Origin of the sequence: Comamonas testosteroni (assembly GCF_014076415.1) — a bacterium.
GTDB classification, from domain to species: domain Bacteria; phylum Pseudomonadota; class Gammaproteobacteria; order Burkholderiales; family Burkholderiaceae_C; genus Comamonas; species Comamonas testosteroni_F.
Window position 1 is genome coordinate 5,842,044 of record NZ_CP043568.1, and the last position, 14,894, is coordinate 5,856,937.

Genomic DNA, 14,894 nt, shown 5'->3' on the forward strand with positions numbered 1-14,894 from the left:
CATGCCCGTGATTGTGCGCCAATGCCGGTGCCTGCGCCGCAGGCATTGACATGCAGGGCATGGGCTTAGCGCAATGCCAGCGCCCCCCGCTCCAATTGAAAGCGGGAAACCTCCGTCAGCAGGCTTTCGGCCTGTTGGCGCAGCCCCTCGGCAGCGGCTGCGCTTTCCTCCACCAGGGCAGCGTTTTGCTGCGTGGCCTGGTCCATCTGCATGACAGCCTCGCCGACCTGGGCCACGCCTGCACTCTGCTCGCTACTCGCGGCGCTGATCTCGCCCATGATGTCCGTCACGCGATGAATGGCACTGACGATCTCGTCCATGGTGTGACCTGCCTGGTCGGCCAGCGCACTGCCGTCTGCCACGCGTTCCACGCTGGCAGTGATCAAGGTCTTGATTTCCTTGGCCGCATCGGCGCTGCGCCCCGCCAGGGCGCGCACCTCGCTGGCCACCACGGCGAAGCCTCGGCCCTGTTCACCGGCGCGTGCAGCCTCCACGGCCGCGTTCAGTGCCAGGATATTGGTCTGGAAGGCGATGGCGTCTATGACGCCGATGATGTCGGCAATGCGCGAACTGCTGGTGTTGATGTCCTGCATGGTCTGCACAACGCGCGCTACTACGGCACCGCCCTGCCGGGCCACTTGCGAGGCGTTCTGCGCCAACTGATTGGCCGTCTGGGCGCTATCGGCGTTCTGGCGCACGGTGGCGTTGAGCTGCTCCATGCTGGCCGCCGTTTCCTCCAGCGCGCTGGCCTGGCTTTCGGTACGTGCAGACAGGTCGGCATTGCCCTGAGCAATCTCACTGGATGCATGTTGCATCTGCACCGATGCGCCGTGCACGCGCTGGACCAGTTCGCGCAACGCGCCGCGCATGGTTTGCAGATCGGACATCAGCCCCCGGGCCATGCCGCCCGAGCTCCCATCGGTCAGATCGCCATCGGCCACGCGGCGCAACGCCTTGCGCGCATCGGCCGGGTCTCCGCCCAGCTCGCTGCGCAGCGTGCGCACCATCACCCAGAGCAGCGTGGCCGAGATGACCACGGCCAGCAGGGCCAGCAGACCCGACCACAGCTGCATGCGCCGGGCGCTGGCACGGGTGGCCGCATGCGATGCTTCGGCCGCATCGCGGGCCGCCTTGAGCTGTTGCAGCACGGCTTCGCGCAGCTTGCGCCAAGCCGGGGTTTCCCGAGTCTTGAGCGCGGCGGCAGCGGTGTCATAGTCCTCGGCCGCCAGAGTCACGATCTGGTCCTGCGCTTCGGACTGTGCCTGGCGCAAGGCCTTCAGGCTCTTGACGGCGGCTTCCATGGCCGTGCCCTGCACGCGCTGGCTCAGATCGTCATAGGCGGCGTCATAGGCCCGACGGGCATTGCCCAGGTTCTGCACGGCCTGCCCGTCCGACGGATCCATCACGATATTGCGCAGTGCCTGGCCCGATTGCAGACCCTGGGCATACAGCTCCTGCAACTGCGCCACCACGGCCTGGTTGTTCCTCAGGTAGTCGTTGAAATCGGACTGTGTGCGGGTCAGCCCCCACTGACTGCTGAGCAGCGCCAAAACAAACAAGGCTGCAGGTGCAGCCGAGCAAAAAATGAGACGGGAACTAAAACGCATGGCAAGGCGCGCACCGACCGAAGCTTCGGCGCATTGATTCGGATCAAAAAGAAAATAAGCAGTTGATTATGAATCAAATGCTTACATTTTTTGCATTGCGGCAGCAGCAGCACCGCCGCCTTGCCGCAGGAGTGCTGCCATCTCAGATTTCAGAGCTTCTCGCGCTTATCAGGCAATGAATTCGATGTGAATCACTACCAGATTCATTGCCAATGAATCGTAATTAGCTACTGTTTCAAGAGCATCCATCAGGCATGCTCGAAGTGGAACACCGCCGTTGTCGCCAACAAATTGGGCAGGCTCCTCACCACCTGACCGTTTTGCAGACCGAAGGAGTCGCGAATGCGCAGGCGGTTCTTGGTGGCCAGCACCTCGAAGTCCTTGTAGGTGCCCACCCGGATATTCGGCGTGTCATACCACTGGTAGGGCAGGCGACGCGTGACCGGCATGCGCCCGCGCAGCACGGAAAAGCGATTTTGCCAATGGGCAAAGTTGGGAAAGGCAACCACGCCTTGCTTGCCGATGCGGGCCGTCTCCTGCAACATCACCTCGGCATTGCGCAAATGCTGCAGCGTGTCGATCTGCAGCACCACATCAAAACTGTTGTCGCCGAAGATGGCCAGGCCGTCCTCCAGATTGAGCTGCAGCACGTTCACGCCGCGGCGCGTGCAGGCCAGCACATTGGCGTCGTCCAGTTCCACGCCATAGCCCGTACAGCCGCGCTCGCGCACCAGATGCTCGAGCAGCGCGCCGTCGCCACAACCCAGGTCCAGCACGCGTGCGCCCTCGGGCACCAACTGGGCAATGGCTTTCATGGTGGTCAACTCGGTCATGCGGCTTCTCCTGCGCGTTCGGCGGTGTTCAGTTCTTTGGCAATGCCTTCAAAATAGGAGCGCATCACGCCCATATAGCGTGGGTCATCAAGCAAAAACGCATCATGACCATGGGGGGCGTCGATCTCGGCATAGCTGACGTCGCGGTTGTTCTCCAGCAGCGACTTGACGATCTCTCGGCTGCGCGCCGGGGCAAAGCGCCAGTCCGTCGTGAAGCTCACCAGCAGGAATCTGGCCTTGGCCACGGCCAGCGCCCGGGTCAGATCGCCATCATGGGAACGGGCCGGATCGAAATAGTCCAGTGCGCGGGTGATGAGCAGATAGGTGTTGGCATCGAAGTAGCCGCTGAACTTCTCGCCCTGGTAGCGCAGATAGCTCTCGATCTGGAACTCCACATCCTGGGTGCTGTACAGGTAATCGCGCCGATCCGGCGCCGGGCCGCCCCGAGTCGGGTCAGCCCCCTCAGCGGGGAGCGCTGAGGCCCTGAGGCTGCGGCCGAACTTCTGGTTCATCACGTCATCGCTCAGATAGGTGATGTGGCCTATCATGCGCGCGATGCGCAGGCCGCGCGCGGGCACCACGCCATGCTCGTAGAAATGGCCGCCGTTGAAATCCGGATCGGTCACGATGGCACGACGCGCCACCTCGTTGAAGGCAATGTTCTCGGCGTTCAGATTCGGCGCGCTGGCCACCACCACGGCATGGCGCATGCGCTCGGGATAGCGCAGCGACCAGGACAGGGCCTGCATGCCGCCCAGGCTGCCGCCCAGCACGGCTGCGAGCTGCTGGACGCCCAGGCGGTCCAGCAGACGCGCCTGCGCATCCACCCAGTCCTCCACCGTCACCACGGGAAAATCCGCACCATAGGGCTTGCCCGTGGCCGAGTTGGTGTGCATGGGGCCGGTAGAGCCGAAGCAGGAGCCCAGATTGTTGATGCCGATGACAAAGAACTTGTCGGTATCGACGGGCTTGCCCGGGCCGATCATATTGTCCCACCAGCCTTCGCTCTTGGGCTGGCCCTCGTAGCTGCCTGCTACATGGTGGGAGGCATTGAGCGCATGACAGACCACGATGGCATTGCTCTTGTCGGCATTGAGCTGGCCATAGGTCTCGAAGGCAAGGTCGTAATCGGCGATGGAGCCACCGCTCTGCAAGGGCAGCGGCTCATCAAAATGCATGAACTGAGGTGTCGCGATGAAGGACATATGAAAAAACCCGGCATCGCTAAAAACGAGGCCGGGTCGGTGTACTGTCACTTCGCGGACGGGTCTTTAGCTGGATTTATAAAGCGCCCGCAAGCTTTGGCAAATCGGCGCGTGAAAAGTGCAGTGTACTGCATTCATTGCACCGAGCTCAAAAGGAGACTGTCAAGGCTGTCCAAGCCTTTTTGAGCCTTGTGCAAATGGCTATGCGTTTGGTAGTTTCACACTTTGGTCAGGAGCGCCGCCACACCCAGCACCAGGAAGATCACGGCGCACACACGGTGAATCGTCTTGATCGGCAGCTTCTTGGTGATCTTCTCGCCAAACCACACCACCGGCGCATTGGCCAGCATCATGCCCAGCGTGGTGCCAGCCACCACCCAATAATACGACAGGGGGTACTTGGCGGCCAGGCCCACCGTGGCCAGTTGGGTCTTGTCCCCCATCTCGGCCAGGAAGAACAGCATCAGCGTCGTACCAAAGACACCCCAACGCCCGGCGCCATTGCCGGTGTCGTCATCATCCAACTTGTCGGGAATCAGCATCCAGCCCGCCATGAGGATGAATGAAACCCCCAAGATCCAGCGCAGCACGTCGGGACCTAGCATCGTGGTGATCCAGTTGCCCACGGCGCCGGCCAGAGCATGGTTGACCAGCGTCGCGACAAAAATACCAGCCACGATGGGCAGGGGTTTGCGGAACTTGGCCGCCAGTACCAATGACAGGAGTTGGGTCTTGTCCCCCATTTCGGCCAGGGCGACGATGGAGGTGGATATGAGAAAAGCTTCCATGATGGGGATAGACGGCCGGAGTTGCCACAACGCATTGATCACGCACCGACTCCGGCCTATCTCTTCATAGGTTTTCTCGGTGCGTAATCAATGGTCTCGACCGGTCGCACCACGCATTGCACGCGGTACCGCATGCGCCATAGATCACGAGGACCCAAGTCTGTTGACGCATGCATCCGGCAGACAGCTGCCGAACGGCCTACTCCCCAAAGAAAGTAGCCGTCATTCTACATGCTTAACCCTGTAAGACATCTGCGTATTTGGATATTCAAAATTTTGTATTTCAGGGTAACTCCCATCAGGACAATGTTGTTACAAGCACGAAATTTGATCTTTTCGTAATACTACGGCTTCTCTTGTGACTCATAATGCTTGAGTCTTTGTCTGGAAAGCAATTTCTGGATGGGGCAAGTGCGTTAGCGTCTCTAATGTTGTCATCCAAGGCTGACTCCCTAGGGCTCCATCGCGTTTTCAAGTTTTTTCAGGAGTCCAGCATGGGCAACAAGCTTTACGTAGGCAATCTGCCTTATTCCTTCCGCGACCAAGATCTGCAAGACAGCTTCAGCGAATTCGGCACTGTGAACAGCGCCAAGGTGATGATGGAGCGCGACACCGGCCGTTCCAAGGGCTTTGGCTTTGTGGAAATGGGCAGCGATGCCGAAGCACAAGCCGCTATCCAAGGCCTGCACGGCCAAAACCGTGGCGGCCGTGACCTGGTCGTGAACGAAGCACGTCCCATGGAGCCCCGTCCTCCCCGTTCCGGCGGCTTTGGCGGCGGCTTCGGCGGCGGCCGTGAAGGCGGCGGCGGTTTCGGCGGTGGCCGTGGTGACGGCGGCTTCGGCGGCGGCCGTGGCGACGGCGGTTACGGCCGTCGCAATAGCTACTAATCAGTTATTGCCTATAACAAAAAAAGGATCTTCGGATCCTTTTTTTGTTGCTAAACGTTAGCAATGCGGTTTTCGAGCATTTATTTTTTTCATTGTTCTCCGTCATAATTCCTTTCTCGGGCATTTCCCGTTCACAAGCGAATAGGTGTTTAGGATTTTTTGCATGTTTTCCCATGGATATGCAGTGGACGTCCTGAATTCGATCGCGCCATTGAAGCATTGAGGAGCTAGGAGTTATTAATGGGCAATAAGCTGTATGTCGGCAACCTTCCTTATGGTGTGCGTGACAACGATCTTGAGCAGGCGTTCAGCCAGTTTGGAGCCGTAGCAAGTGCACGCGTCATGATGGAACGAGACACCGGCCGCTCCAAAGGCTTTGGTTTTGTGGAAATGGCCAGCGAAGCAGAAGCACAAGCTGCCATTCAAGGCATGAATGGTCAGCCCCTCGGTGGTCGCAGCCTCGTCGTGAATGAGGCACGCCCCATGGAACCCCGTCCTCCTCGCACCGGCGGTTATGGAGGCGGCTTCCGCAATGAAGGCGGTTTTGGCGGCGGTAATCGCGACGGCGGTTACGGTGGCCGCAATGAAGGTGGTGGCTATGGTCGCGGTGATGGCGGCGGCTACGGCGGTGGTGGTCGCGGCGAAGGCGGCTTCCGCAGCCCCTATGGCTCAGGCCCACGCCACGGCGGTCGCGGCGGCTATGGTGGTGGCAATAACCACGGCGAATGAGTTTCTTTTAGCAACTCAGCAATAAAGGCACGATAACGTGCCTTTATTTATTTCCGAAGACATTCAAATGCATAGTCATTTTCTCAATGCCTTCCACTCAATCCTTTTTGAGATGCCTGGGTTTTCTGGTTTTCCCCAGAGTCAATCTATCCCACAGATAAGCGGGCAACACCCGCATCATGCTGCCGACAATCCTCATCTGCCAGGGAATAATCGCATATCTGGCTTTGTGCTCGATAACCCGAAAGGCACGCCTTGCGAACTCCTCGGGCGGGAGCAGAAAAGGCATGGAATACGGATTATTTCTCGTCAACGGAGTGTCCACATAGCCAGGCAATAAACTGGTCACAGAGACCCCGGATTTCTGCAACTCAACGCGCAGACTCTCACAATAAGCAATGGCCGCCGCTTTACTGGCTGAATATGCGGCATGGCCGGGCAAGCCGCGAATACCCGCCACACTGCAAATACCCACCAGACGCCCGGAGCCGCGTCGCACCATGGGTGCAATAAATGGCTGGAAGCTTGCAGCCAACCCCATGGTGTTGCAGGCCAGCACCTGCTGCATGACCTCAAGATCCTCACGCAAGGAGGTATCCACGCCCCAGCTGACGCCCGCGTTGGCGATAACAACATCGGGCAGACCCTGGCGCTCAAGACAGGCCTTCGCGGCACCGCAGATGCTGTCGATGTCCATGACATCCGCGCCATAGACAGCGTAGCGGGATGCGTCCATGTGCCTGGACCGCGCCCATTGCTCCATGACTGCGGTACGTCTTGCCACCAAGGCGATCGACCAGCCCATCTGGTAGTAGTGCCAGGCCAGGGCCTGGCCTATGCCGCTGGAGGCACCGGTGATGTAGACGAGTCCGGCCCCATGCCCTGCCATGATTTACGGCTTTTGGCTGGGCAGGATGACACCCTTGACCCGCCCCTGCATCTGCAGGACCTGATCAAGGTGCGCGTACTGCATGCTGTCACCCGTAAATCTGTCATTGCCACGGGTCATGACCACAGACTTGTCAGTGCTGACGCGCTCGTCATTGGGCCAGATTTGCAGGAACTCGCTCTCCAGCCGCATGGCGGGCAAGGCCTTCTGGGTCGCAGTTGCAGGCACCGGATCGCGCTGAATGACGGCCTGGCCGAACATCTGGATTTCCGAGCCGTCGCCATTGCTCAATGCCCGGTTGGAGCTGCCCACGGTCTTGCGTCCATCAGGCGTGAAGCTCAGCATGCGTGCGTCGTAGACTTCCAGCGTATCGGTATCGGGAAAGTGCTCACCTGTCGCGCCATTCAGGCGATTTTTGAGGCGGCCCGATGCTTCGAAATTCTTGATGACGAAGTCTTTGAGGAAATAGTCCGGATCGTGCCTCACGGCCTTCTCCGCGCCACTGACAATCGGCTGGGGAGCATTGCGCACCAGCCACCAGGTGCCCAGCGCCAGCAGGCCCATGATGAGCACCGGGAGGTACATCGAGGCCTTGTCGCCCACACGGCGCCATTGCCCGCTCATGAGCCATACCCCGAAAGCAGCGCCGCATAAGCACCATTGGCGGCCAGCAGCAGATCACAGAACTGCCGCACCGCCCCCTCTCCGCCATTCTTGGCACTGACCCAGTCCGCCACATGTGATGCCTCGTCATGGGCATTGGCGGGTGCGCAAGAAAAGTGGCTGCGACGCATGACGGGAAGATCGGGCCAGTCGTCCCCCATGGCGGCGGCCTGCGGCCATTGCAGACCCAGTTCAGCCAGGATGGACTCGGCAGCCGGCACTTTGTCCTCCGTGCCAAAGCGCGCATGTTCAATGCCCAGTTGCTTCAAGCGCAAACGCAGCGGCGCGGAGTCTCGCCCCGTCACCACGGCCGGCGTGATGCCGGCCTTTTGCAACATTTTCAGGCCATGACCATCCAGCGTATGGAAGCGCTTGAGGACTTCACCCTCACCCGAGAAGTAAAGGCCGCCGTCGGTCAGGACGCCATCCACATCGAAGAAGGCCACACGAATTCCCTGAGCCTTGAGCAACAGCTGTGGGTCCCATTGCTGGCGGGGTGTCAGAGCAGGTCGGTTCATCAAATCACCTTGGCACGCATCAGATCGCGAATATGCACCACACCCTGCAGGCGCTGGTTGTCATCGGCCACCAGCACTGCGGTAATGCCATGTTCTTCCATCATGCGTGCCGCAGCCACCGCCAGCAGATCAGGCTTGATCGTCAGAGGCCTGGCATGCATGACGTCCTGCGCCGTGCGGCTGCGCAGATCCACGCCGGCTTCCACACAGCGGCGCAAATCACCATCGGTGAAGATCCCCACCAGCTCACCGGATGCGTTGACCACGGCGGAGCAGCCCAGGCCCTTGGCACTCATTTCGCGCATCAGGGCCACGCTGCTCACATCCTGGGCAACCTGGGGCACATCGACACCACGACGCATCACATCGCGCACATGGGTCAGCAGGCGTCGCCCCAATGCTCCTCCGGGGTGTGAGCGCGCAAAATCCTCGGCACCAAAGCCTCGGGCATCGAGCAAGGCCACGGCCAGCGCATCTCCCATGGCCAGCTGAGCCGTGGTGCTGGCAGTGGGTGCCAGGTTCAAGGGGCAAGCTTCCTTGTCGACATGGGTGTCCAGCACCCAGTCTGCATGCTTGGCCAGTGTCGATTGCAGACCGCCGGTCACGGCCACCAGGGGCACGCCCATGCGCTTGATGGCGGGCAACACGCCGGTCAGCTCATCGGTCTCGCCGCTATTGGACAGAGCCAGCACCAGATCGTCCTGTGTCAGCATGCCCAGATCGCCATGACTGGCTTCTGCGGGGTGCACGAAAAAGGAGGGGGTCCCTGTGGACGCGAGCGTCGCAGCCACCTTCCGGCCCACATGCCCACTTTTGCCCATGCCCATGACCACCACACGGCCCGGCAGCTGCAGAATGCGCTGAACCACCGCCGTGAATGCGCCATTGAGGCGCACCGACATCGCACGCAAGGCAGCGGCCTCTATATCCAGGGCCTCGCGGGCCAGGTTCAAAGCTCGCGGTGCGTCGATCAGACGCGAATTGGCAGCATCAGAATTCATGCCCGGATTTTAGCCAGCCCATGCTTGCCGGGCCGCAGGCAACATCCCTTTGACCCGCATTTCAAGCCCGAGCCCATACACTGACGAGCATTCAAAAACTCAGGCGGCCACATGCAAACTTCCACCAGCGTCAACGACTATCTGCGTGACCATATCCGCACCGTACCGGACTGGCCTGCGCCGGGCGTGCAATTCCGCGACATCACGCCTTTGCTGCAAGATCCCAAGGTCTTTCGCATCATGACCGATGCCTTTGTTCATCGTTACATGGACCCCAAGCTGCGCCCCGACGTGGTTGCCGGCCTGGATGCACGCGGATTTATTCTGGGTGCCGTGATCGCCCACGAGCTCAACGTCGGCTTTGTGCCCATCCGTAAAAAAGGCAAACTGCCCTTCACCACGGTGGAGGAAACCTATGAGCTCGAATACGGCAGCGCTACCGTGGAGCTGCACACCGATGCCGTCAAGTCCGGCGACCGTGTGTTGCTGATCGACGATTTGATCGCCACCGGCGGCACCATGATGGCCGGCAAGAAGCTGCTGGAAAAGCTGGGGGCTACCGTGGTGGAAGGCGCAGCGATTGTGGATCTGCCGGAACTGGGCGGCTCCAAGCACCTCAAGGACAGCGGCCTGCCCCTGTTCACTCTGGTTGACTTTGCAGGGCACTGAGCAGCCCCGCAACAGCCCTGGATCAGCGCAGCTCTCCGTACTGCGTCGTGCCCAGAGAGCCCAGTCCGGACACGGCAAATTCGCCGCCCTCCTCATGGCCAGAGCCAGGGCCCAGCAATGGCGCCTGGCGTGACTGGCGCACACTCGCGGGCGATGCAACAGCCATGGCCACTGCCTGCTTGAACGCAACCATTTCCTGCGCGTCAATGGGCTCGAAAGAGCGGCCTGAATATGCTGCAACCGGAGCATGGCGTGGTGCCTTCGCCGGGGGGACAGCCCCGTCAAACTGCGTCTGCGCAAAATCAGGGCTGGCAGCGCTTTGCAGTTGCCCGTTCACGCGCCAGTAAACGGCGTGAACCCCTGCATCCATGCGGGTTCTGGCGAGCTCGGCAATCAATGCCTCGATACGTCTTTGCTGCGGAGCATCCGCGGCGTATGCAGGAGCCAGGTCCACCATCACGACAAAGCGCTGGCCGACGCTGTCCAGCGAGAGCACCTTGAATTTGTATCCGGCCGAAAGAATGCCGACCCTGACCATGGCTTCGCGCACGATGGCGTACAGCTGCTCGCGTCTGGCAGAGCGCTCACGGCGCTGCGACTGACGCGCTACTGCATCATCCTCGTGACGCGGTGCTTGCGTGCTACCTTCTCGGCGAGGCTCGCGAGAAAACCATCGGAACAGGGACATGAGCACACTCGAACAAGCAGGATTTACAACGAGACACATTCTGCCTCCATGTCTGGAGCAGCTCGTGACATTTGCTGGAATATTAGCCTTTGTCCGACGTGGATCAAGCCGCCAAACCGGCCGGAACACAAAAAATCTTCACTCAGGTGCTGGCCACCCGGCGACGACTGTCCCCTGCGCGGCGGGCCAGCACCTGACCTGCCATGGTCAGCAGCGCCAGGGCCAGAGCAGGCCGACGGTTGGCAATTTCGGAATAACGCAGCGCTGTCAGACACCATAGACGGCTGGGCGCTGCGGCCTGAACCGTGGCCTTGCGTGGTCGATGGGCGAAAAAGGCTCCCTCCCCCACAATCGCCCCCGGCCCCACCAAAGCCAGGCGGATTCTTTCCTTCGAATCCTGGTAATGCACGCTCAGCGAGCCGTACTCAACCATGTACAGGTTGCGATCCAGCGCCCCTTCTGCAAACAACACCTCGCTTGCCGCCAGATTGATCGGCTGCAGATACGGCGCCAGCAACTCCCATTGAGCGGCACTGAGCACGTTTTGAGCGGTATCGGTGGCAACCGAGGTCGTCATCGCCTGGATCAGCGCCGACAAATCCTGAGGTGTTGAAGCGAACATAAGCAGTGGGTAGAACGCGAACGCCGCATGCCATCCGGGTGGACAAGTCCGGATACACATCCCGGCCGCTCAGGGTAAAAAAATTCATAGCGCGCCATGGCTCACCATCAACGCAGGCTGAATGCTAAGCGACTCTGACAGTTCCGCCAATCACTTGCGGTGATGAGTAGCTTCTACTTCCGCAGAGCGTCTGCCTCTTCATCCGCGTCAAAGCAAAAAAGGATCGATGATTCGATCCTTTTTGATAGCCTACATTGCTCTTCCCATTTGGGCTAGCGCCATTTCTCAAGGAAATCAGCCATGGGCGCGCTTTTCCAGGATCTCGAAGGCGGGCAGCTTCTTGCCCTCCAGCACTTCCAGGAAGGCACCGCCGCCGGTGGAGATGTAGCCCACGTCCTTTTCAATACCGTACTTGGCAATGGCCGCCAGGGTGTCGCCACCGCCGGCAATGCTGAAGGCGGGGGACTCGGCAATCGCCTGGGCGATGACCTTGGTGCCATTGGCAAACTGGTCGAACTCGAACACGCCCACGGGGCCGTTCCAGACGATGGTGCCGGCCTTCTTGAGCTGCTCGGCCAGCAGGGCTGCGGTTTCCGGGCCGATGTCCAGAATCATGTCGTCGTCGGCCACTTCGGTGGCCTTCTTGACGGTGGCGACGGCGTCGGCAGCAAAGGTCTTGGCGGTGACCACATCGGTGGGCACGGGCACATTGGCACCACGGGCAGCCATGGCGTCGATCACGGCCTTGGCATCGGCCACCAGATCGGGCTCGGCCAGGCTCTTGCCGATCTTCAGACCGGCAGCCAGCATGAAGGTATTGGCAATGCCGCCGCCCACAATGAGCTGGTCCACCTTGTCGGCCAGGCTCTTGAGGATGGTCAGCTTGGTGGACACCTTGGAGCCTGCCACGATGGCGGCCAGAGGACGTGCAGGCGCGGCCAGGGCCTTGTTCAGCGCGTCGATCTCGGCCGACAGCAGCGGGCCGGCACAGGCGATGGGGGCGTATTCGGCGATGCCGTAGGTGGTGCCTTCGGCACGGTGAGCGGTGCCGAAGGCATCGTTCACAAAGATGTCGCAGAGCTTGGCCAGCTTCTGGGCCAGCTCGGGTTTGTTCTTCTTTTCACCCACGTTGACACGGCAGTTCTCCAGCAGCACGACCTGGCCGGGGGCAATCTGCACGCCGTCCACCCAGTTGGCGACCAGGGGCACATCGCGACCCAGCAGCTCGGACAGGCGCTTGGCCACGGGAGCCAGCGAGTCCTGGGGCTTGAATTCACCTTCGGTGGGGCGGCCCAGGTGACTGGTGACCATCACGGCAGCGCCGGCCTTCAAAGCCATTTCAATCGCAGGCACGGAAGCGCGCACACGCGTGTCTTCGGTGATTTCACCAGCGTCGTTCAGGGGTACGTTCAGGTCGGCACGGATGAAAACACGTTGACCCTGGGCCTTGCCCTGGGCGCACAGATCGGAGAAGCGGATGATGTTCATGCAGCAAAAAAGCGACTCCGAAAGTCGCCCATACAAAGGTTGGAAAACACAAAATCTGCCTGCATTCTAGGGCGATCGCCACTTTCAGGCATCGCTTTTACACGCTTACTCGACTCAAAAACAGGAGCATCCTGCGCGCTCTGTAACTTGGTTTCAAGCCATTTCACAGACAGCCCATATGAAAACAGGAGCACGCAGCTCCTGTTTTCTCTGGTCTTGGAGCTACCAGCCCAAACCGATGTGCAGAGGCAGATAAATCGCCATGCCCAGAGCAATGGTGCCAAGAATGCTGCGCTTGTAAAAAAAATACACCACCGAAGCGGCCAGCGCAGGCAGTCGAGCATCGGCCAGACTGTTGATCAGCTGACCATTGCTCATCACGATCTCGGGCGCAATCACCGCCGCCAGGGCCGCCAGCGGCGCGTATTTGAGCCCGCGCTTGAGCCAGTCGGGCAGCGGCAGTTCACGCTCGGGGATCATGAAGAAAGCACGCGTGACCAGCGTGATGAGGGCCAGACCGATGCAGGCAACGATGACCCAGAAACTGCTCATCATGACCGATCCTCCTCATTTTTCACCGCAGGCAGCCGGCTGGCCTGCTTTTGCAGTTGCTCGGCCGTCAGGCCTGCAGCCACCGCAGCTGCGATCGCCACCAGGATATTGAGCTTGAGCGGCAGCGCAAAAGCCGCCACGGCTGCCGTACAGGCCACGATGGAGGCCACCCAGGTTGCACGGTCCTTGAGCATGGACAGCAGCACGCCCAACAACGCCAGCACGCCGGCAAAGCCCAGCCCCCAGGACAGAGGAATCTGGTCGGCCAGGAAAATGCCCAGCGTGGAAGGGATCTGCCAGGCCAGCCAGTTGGTCAGCGCCGCCCCCCAGAAATAGGGCAGTTGCTCGGGCTGCGGCCTGGCCTCCGGGTAGCGACGCATGAAGTTCACGAAAATCACGTCGCCGCTGAAATAGGCGACCGCCAGACGGTGACGCAGACTCAGGTTGGCGAAATAGCTGCGCCACATGCTGGACAGGATCACAAACCGCAGGTTCACGCAGATGGCGGTGAACCAGACCACCCACAGCGGAGCCCCTACGGCCATCAGCGGCAGCACGGCCAGCTGGGCACTGCCCGCATAGACGGTCAAACCCATGAGCAGCGCCAGGGGAACGGACAGACCGCTTTTGACCATGGCCACACCGGTCACCAGGCCCCAGGCGGCGATGCCCAGGGCGGTGCCGCCCATCTCTTTGGAGCCGACCCAGAAAAACGGATCCCTGACTATCGATTTCGCACGCTGCCCCAGCGTGAGCGCCATAGCCGTCATACCTTGCCAGCACCCTCACCCAGTTGCGCGCCTGCGGGCAGCTCGAAACCGCGCAGAAAATCGCCTGCGGCCAGACGCTTGCCACCGGCACGCTGCAAAAGCGTCATATTGAGCACGCCGCTGCCGCAGGCCACGCGCACCCCCTGAGCATCGGCCGACAGCACCATGCCTGGCGCTCCGGAGCCTTCCTCGGCACTGGCCTCCCAGACCTTGATGGCTTCGCCGCCCAGGCTGGTGGCACCGCCGGGGAAGGGATTGAAGGCACGCAGGCGGCGTGCAATGACGCCGGCACTTTCGCTCCAGTCGATCAGGCTCTCTGCCTTCTCGATCTTGTGTGCATAGGTCACTCCATCGGCAGGCTGTGGCGTGCGATTGAGACCTCCGCAGGCCGCCATTTCCAGCGCTTCCACAATCAGACGACCGCCCAGCGTGGCCAGCTTGTCGTGCAGACTGGCCGTGGTGTCGTGCGCAGCAATCGGCAGACGCTCGATCACGCACATATCGCCGGTATCCAGGCCGGCATCCATCTGCATGATGGTGACGCCGGTTTCGGCGTCACCGGCCTCGATGGCGCGATGAATCGGCGCTGCACCGCGCCAGCGCGGCAGCAGGCTGGCGTGAATGTTCAGGCAGCCCAGGCGCGGCGTGTCGAGCACCCATTGCGGCAGGATCAGGCCATAGGCAGCGACCACCATCACATCGGCCTGGGCAGCATCGATCGCGACCTTGGCGGCAGCGGCGTCTTCGGGATATTTGCCGTCCAGACGCAGGCTCAGCGGCTGGGCCACTGCAATGCCATGCGCCAAGGCGCACTGCTTGACGGGAGAGGCTTGCAGCTTCATGCCGCGCCCCGCAGGACGGTCCGGCTGGGTCAGCACCAGCGGAACTTCAAAACCTGCGGCCAGCAGACTCTCCAGGGCCACGCGCGCAAATTCGGGCGTACCGGCAAAAATGACTTTCATGGAACTCACAAATTAAAAAGGCA

General features: G+C 60.8%; 17 protein-coding genes. 3 read left to right on the forward strand and 14 right to left on the reverse strand.

Going from position 1 to position 14,894, the window contains the following annotated elements; genetic code table 11:
• Positions 1 to 65 precede the first annotated feature (65 nt).
• The 4 genes from F0P97_RS26930 to F0P97_RS26945 form a co-directional block, all read right to left on the reverse strand.
• Positions 66 to 1,550, reverse strand: a complete 1,485-nt coding sequence (locus tag F0P97_RS26930) for a methyl-accepting chemotaxis protein (protein ID WP_182287325.1) — start codon at positions 1,548 to 1,550, stop codon at positions 66 to 68.
• 305 nt (positions 1,551 to 1,855) lie between these two features.
• Positions 1,856 to 2,440, reverse strand: a complete 585-nt coding sequence (gene metW / locus F0P97_RS26935; RefSeq protein ID WP_003066861.1) for a methionine biosynthesis protein MetW — start codon at positions 2,438 to 2,440, stop codon at positions 1,856 to 1,858.
• Complete coding sequence (gene metX, locus F0P97_RS26940; protein ID WP_182285062.1) at positions 2,437 to 3,645, reverse strand: homoserine O-succinyltransferase MetX; 1,209 nt, start codon at positions 3,643 to 3,645, stop codon at positions 2,437 to 2,439. The genes metW and metX overlap by 4 nt, the downstream gene beginning before the upstream one ends.
• Positions 3,646 to 3,863: 218 nt before the next feature.
• Positions 3,864 to 4,433 carry a TMEM165/GDT1 family protein gene (locus F0P97_RS26945; protein WP_087085636.1) on the reverse strand — a complete coding sequence of 190 codons (570 nt, stop codon included), beginning with the start codon at positions 4,431 to 4,433 and terminating at the stop codon, positions 3,864 to 3,866.
• 494 nt (positions 4,434 to 4,927) lie between these two features.
• On the opposite strand from F0P97_RS26945, the gene F0P97_RS26950 reads away from it, so the two are divergent.
• A complete protein-coding gene (locus F0P97_RS26950; protein WP_003072279.1) occupies positions 4,928 to 5,320 on the forward strand; it encodes an RNA recognition motif domain-containing protein in 393 nt (130 codons plus the stop codon).
• Between the two features lie 240 nt (positions 5,321 to 5,560).
• Positions 5,561 to 6,049 carry an RNA recognition motif domain-containing protein gene (locus tag F0P97_RS26955; protein WP_182285063.1) on the forward strand — a complete coding sequence of 163 codons (489 nt, stop codon included), beginning with the start codon at positions 5,561 to 5,563 and terminating at the stop codon, positions 6,047 to 6,049.
• Between the two features lie 97 nt (positions 6,050 to 6,146).
• On the opposite strand, the gene F0P97_RS26960 is transcribed toward F0P97_RS26955, so the two are convergent.
• From F0P97_RS26960 to F0P97_RS26975, 4 genes are read right to left on the reverse strand one after another with little or no spacing between them, the layout of a single operon-like run.
• Positions 6,147 to 6,938 (reverse strand): SDR family oxidoreductase, encoded by a 792-nt coding sequence (locus F0P97_RS26960; protein ID WP_182285064.1) that lies wholly within the window; start codon positions 6,936 to 6,938, stop codon positions 6,147 to 6,149.
• Positions 6,939 to 6,941: 3 nt separating this feature from the next.
• Positions 6,942 to 7,562 (reverse strand): LPS export ABC transporter periplasmic protein LptC, encoded by a 621-nt coding sequence (lptC, locus tag F0P97_RS26965; RefSeq protein WP_182285065.1) that lies wholly within the window; start codon positions 7,560 to 7,562, stop codon positions 6,942 to 6,944.
• Positions 7,559 to 8,119: a KdsC family phosphatase gene (locus F0P97_RS26970; RefSeq protein WP_034350998.1), complete on the reverse strand. Its 561-nt coding sequence runs from the start codon at positions 8,117 to 8,119 to the stop codon at positions 7,559 to 7,561. The genes lptC and F0P97_RS26970 overlap by 4 nt, the downstream gene beginning before the upstream one ends.
• Positions 8,119 to 9,120: a KpsF/GutQ family sugar-phosphate isomerase gene (locus F0P97_RS26975; RefSeq protein ID WP_182285066.1), complete on the reverse strand. Its 1,002-nt coding sequence runs from the start codon at positions 9,118 to 9,120 to the stop codon at positions 8,119 to 8,121. The genes F0P97_RS26970 and F0P97_RS26975 overlap by 1 nt, the downstream gene beginning before the upstream one ends.
• Before the next feature lie 111 nt (positions 9,121 to 9,231).
• Here F0P97_RS26975 and F0P97_RS26980 point away from each other — a divergent pair, with 111 nt between their 5' ends.
• Positions 9,232 to 9,789 (forward strand): adenine phosphoribosyltransferase, encoded by a 558-nt coding sequence (locus F0P97_RS26980; RefSeq protein WP_003066840.1) that lies wholly within the window; start codon positions 9,232 to 9,234, stop codon positions 9,787 to 9,789.
• A gap of 22 nt (positions 9,790 to 9,811) precedes the next feature.
• Here F0P97_RS26980 and F0P97_RS26985 read toward each other — a convergent pair whose 3' ends face one another.
• The 6 genes from F0P97_RS26985 to fmt all read right to left on the reverse strand — a co-directional run bounded on the left by F0P97_RS26985 (position 9,812) and on the right by fmt (position 14,871).
• Positions 9,812 to 10,477 (reverse strand): hypothetical protein, encoded by a 666-nt coding sequence (locus F0P97_RS26985; protein WP_182285067.1) that lies wholly within the window; start codon positions 10,475 to 10,477, stop codon positions 9,812 to 9,814.
• A gap of 142 nt (positions 10,478 to 10,619) precedes the next feature.
• Positions 10,620 to 11,099, reverse strand: a complete 480-nt coding sequence (locus F0P97_RS26990; RefSeq protein WP_182285068.1) for a Crp/Fnr family transcriptional regulator — start codon at positions 11,097 to 11,099, stop codon at positions 10,620 to 10,622.
• Positions 11,100 to 11,393: 294 nt separating this feature from the next.
• A complete protein-coding gene (locus F0P97_RS26995) occupies positions 11,394 to 12,587 on the reverse strand; it encodes a phosphoglycerate kinase (protein ID WP_182285069.1) in 1,194 nt (397 codons plus the stop codon).
• 222 nt (positions 12,588 to 12,809) lie between these two features.
• A complete protein-coding gene (locus F0P97_RS27000; protein ID WP_182285070.1) occupies positions 12,810 to 13,142 on the reverse strand; it encodes an AzlD domain-containing protein in 333 nt (110 codons plus the stop codon).
• Positions 13,139 to 13,909: an AzlC family ABC transporter permease gene (locus F0P97_RS27005; RefSeq protein WP_182285071.1), complete on the reverse strand. Its 771-nt coding sequence runs from the start codon at positions 13,907 to 13,909 to the stop codon at positions 13,139 to 13,141. The genes F0P97_RS27000 and F0P97_RS27005 overlap by 4 nt, the downstream gene beginning before the upstream one ends.
• Entirely contained in the window at positions 13,906 to 14,871 is a 966-nt protein-coding gene (fmt, locus tag F0P97_RS27010) for a methionyl-tRNA formyltransferase (RefSeq protein WP_182285072.1), read from the reverse strand. The genes F0P97_RS27005 and fmt overlap by 4 nt, the downstream gene beginning before the upstream one ends.
• Positions 14,872 to 14,894: the final 23 nt, after the last annotated feature.

Coding starts and splice junctions, on each gene's coding strand:
- F0P97_RS27000 (WP_182285070.1), bottom strand. CDS start 13,142: ATGATGAGCAGTTTCTGGGTCATCGTTGCCTGCATCGGTCTGGCCCTC.
- F0P97_RS26995 (WP_182285069.1), bottom strand. CDS start 12,587: ATGAACATCATCCGCTTCTCCGATCTGTGCGCCCAGGGCAAGGCCCAG.
- F0P97_RS26980 (WP_003066840.1), top strand. CDS start 9,232: ATGCAAACTTCCACCAGCGTCAACGACTATCTGCGTGACCATATCCGC.
- F0P97_RS26945 (WP_087085636.1), bottom strand. CDS start 4,433: ATGGAAGCTTTTCTCATATCCACCTCCATCGTCGCCCTGGCCGAAATG.
- F0P97_RS26970 (WP_034350998.1), bottom strand. CDS start 8,119: ATGAACCGACCTGCTCTGACACCCCGCCAGCAATGGGACCCACAGCTG.
- fmt (WP_182285072.1), bottom strand. CDS start 14,871: ATGAAAGTCATTTTTGCCGGTACGCCCGAATTTGCGCGCGTGGCCCTG.
- metX (WP_182285062.1), bottom strand. CDS start 3,645: ATGTCCTTCATCGCGACACCTCAGTTCATGCATTTTGATGAGCCGCTG.
- F0P97_RS26990 (WP_182285068.1), bottom strand. CDS start 11,099: ATGTTCGCTTCAACACCTCAGGATTTGTCGGCGCTGATCCAGGCGATG.
- metW (WP_003066861.1), bottom strand. CDS start 2,440: ATGACCGAGTTGACCACCATGAAAGCCATTGCCCAGTTGGTGCCCGAG.
- F0P97_RS26960 (WP_182285064.1), bottom strand. CDS start 6,938: ATGGCAGGGCATGGGGCCGGACTCGTCTACATCACCGGTGCCTCCAGC.
- F0P97_RS26955 (WP_182285063.1), top strand. CDS start 5,561: ATGGGCAATAAGCTGTATGTCGGCAACCTTCCTTATGGTGTGCGTGAC.
- F0P97_RS27005 (WP_182285071.1), bottom strand. CDS start 13,909: ATGACGGCTATGGCGCTCACGCTGGGGCAGCGTGCGAAATCGATAGTC.
- F0P97_RS26975 (WP_182285066.1), bottom strand. CDS start 9,120: ATGAATTCTGATGCTGCCAATTCGCGTCTGATCGACGCACCGCGAGCT.
- F0P97_RS26985 (WP_182285067.1), bottom strand. CDS start 10,477: ATGTCCCTGTTCCGATGGTTTTCTCGCGAGCCTCGCCGAGAAGGTAGC.
- F0P97_RS26950 (WP_003072279.1), top strand. CDS start 4,928: ATGGGCAACAAGCTTTACGTAGGCAATCTGCCTTATTCCTTCCGCGAC.
- lptC (WP_182285065.1), bottom strand. CDS start 7,562: ATGAGCGGGCAATGGCGCCGTGTGGGCGACAAGGCCTCGATGTACCTC.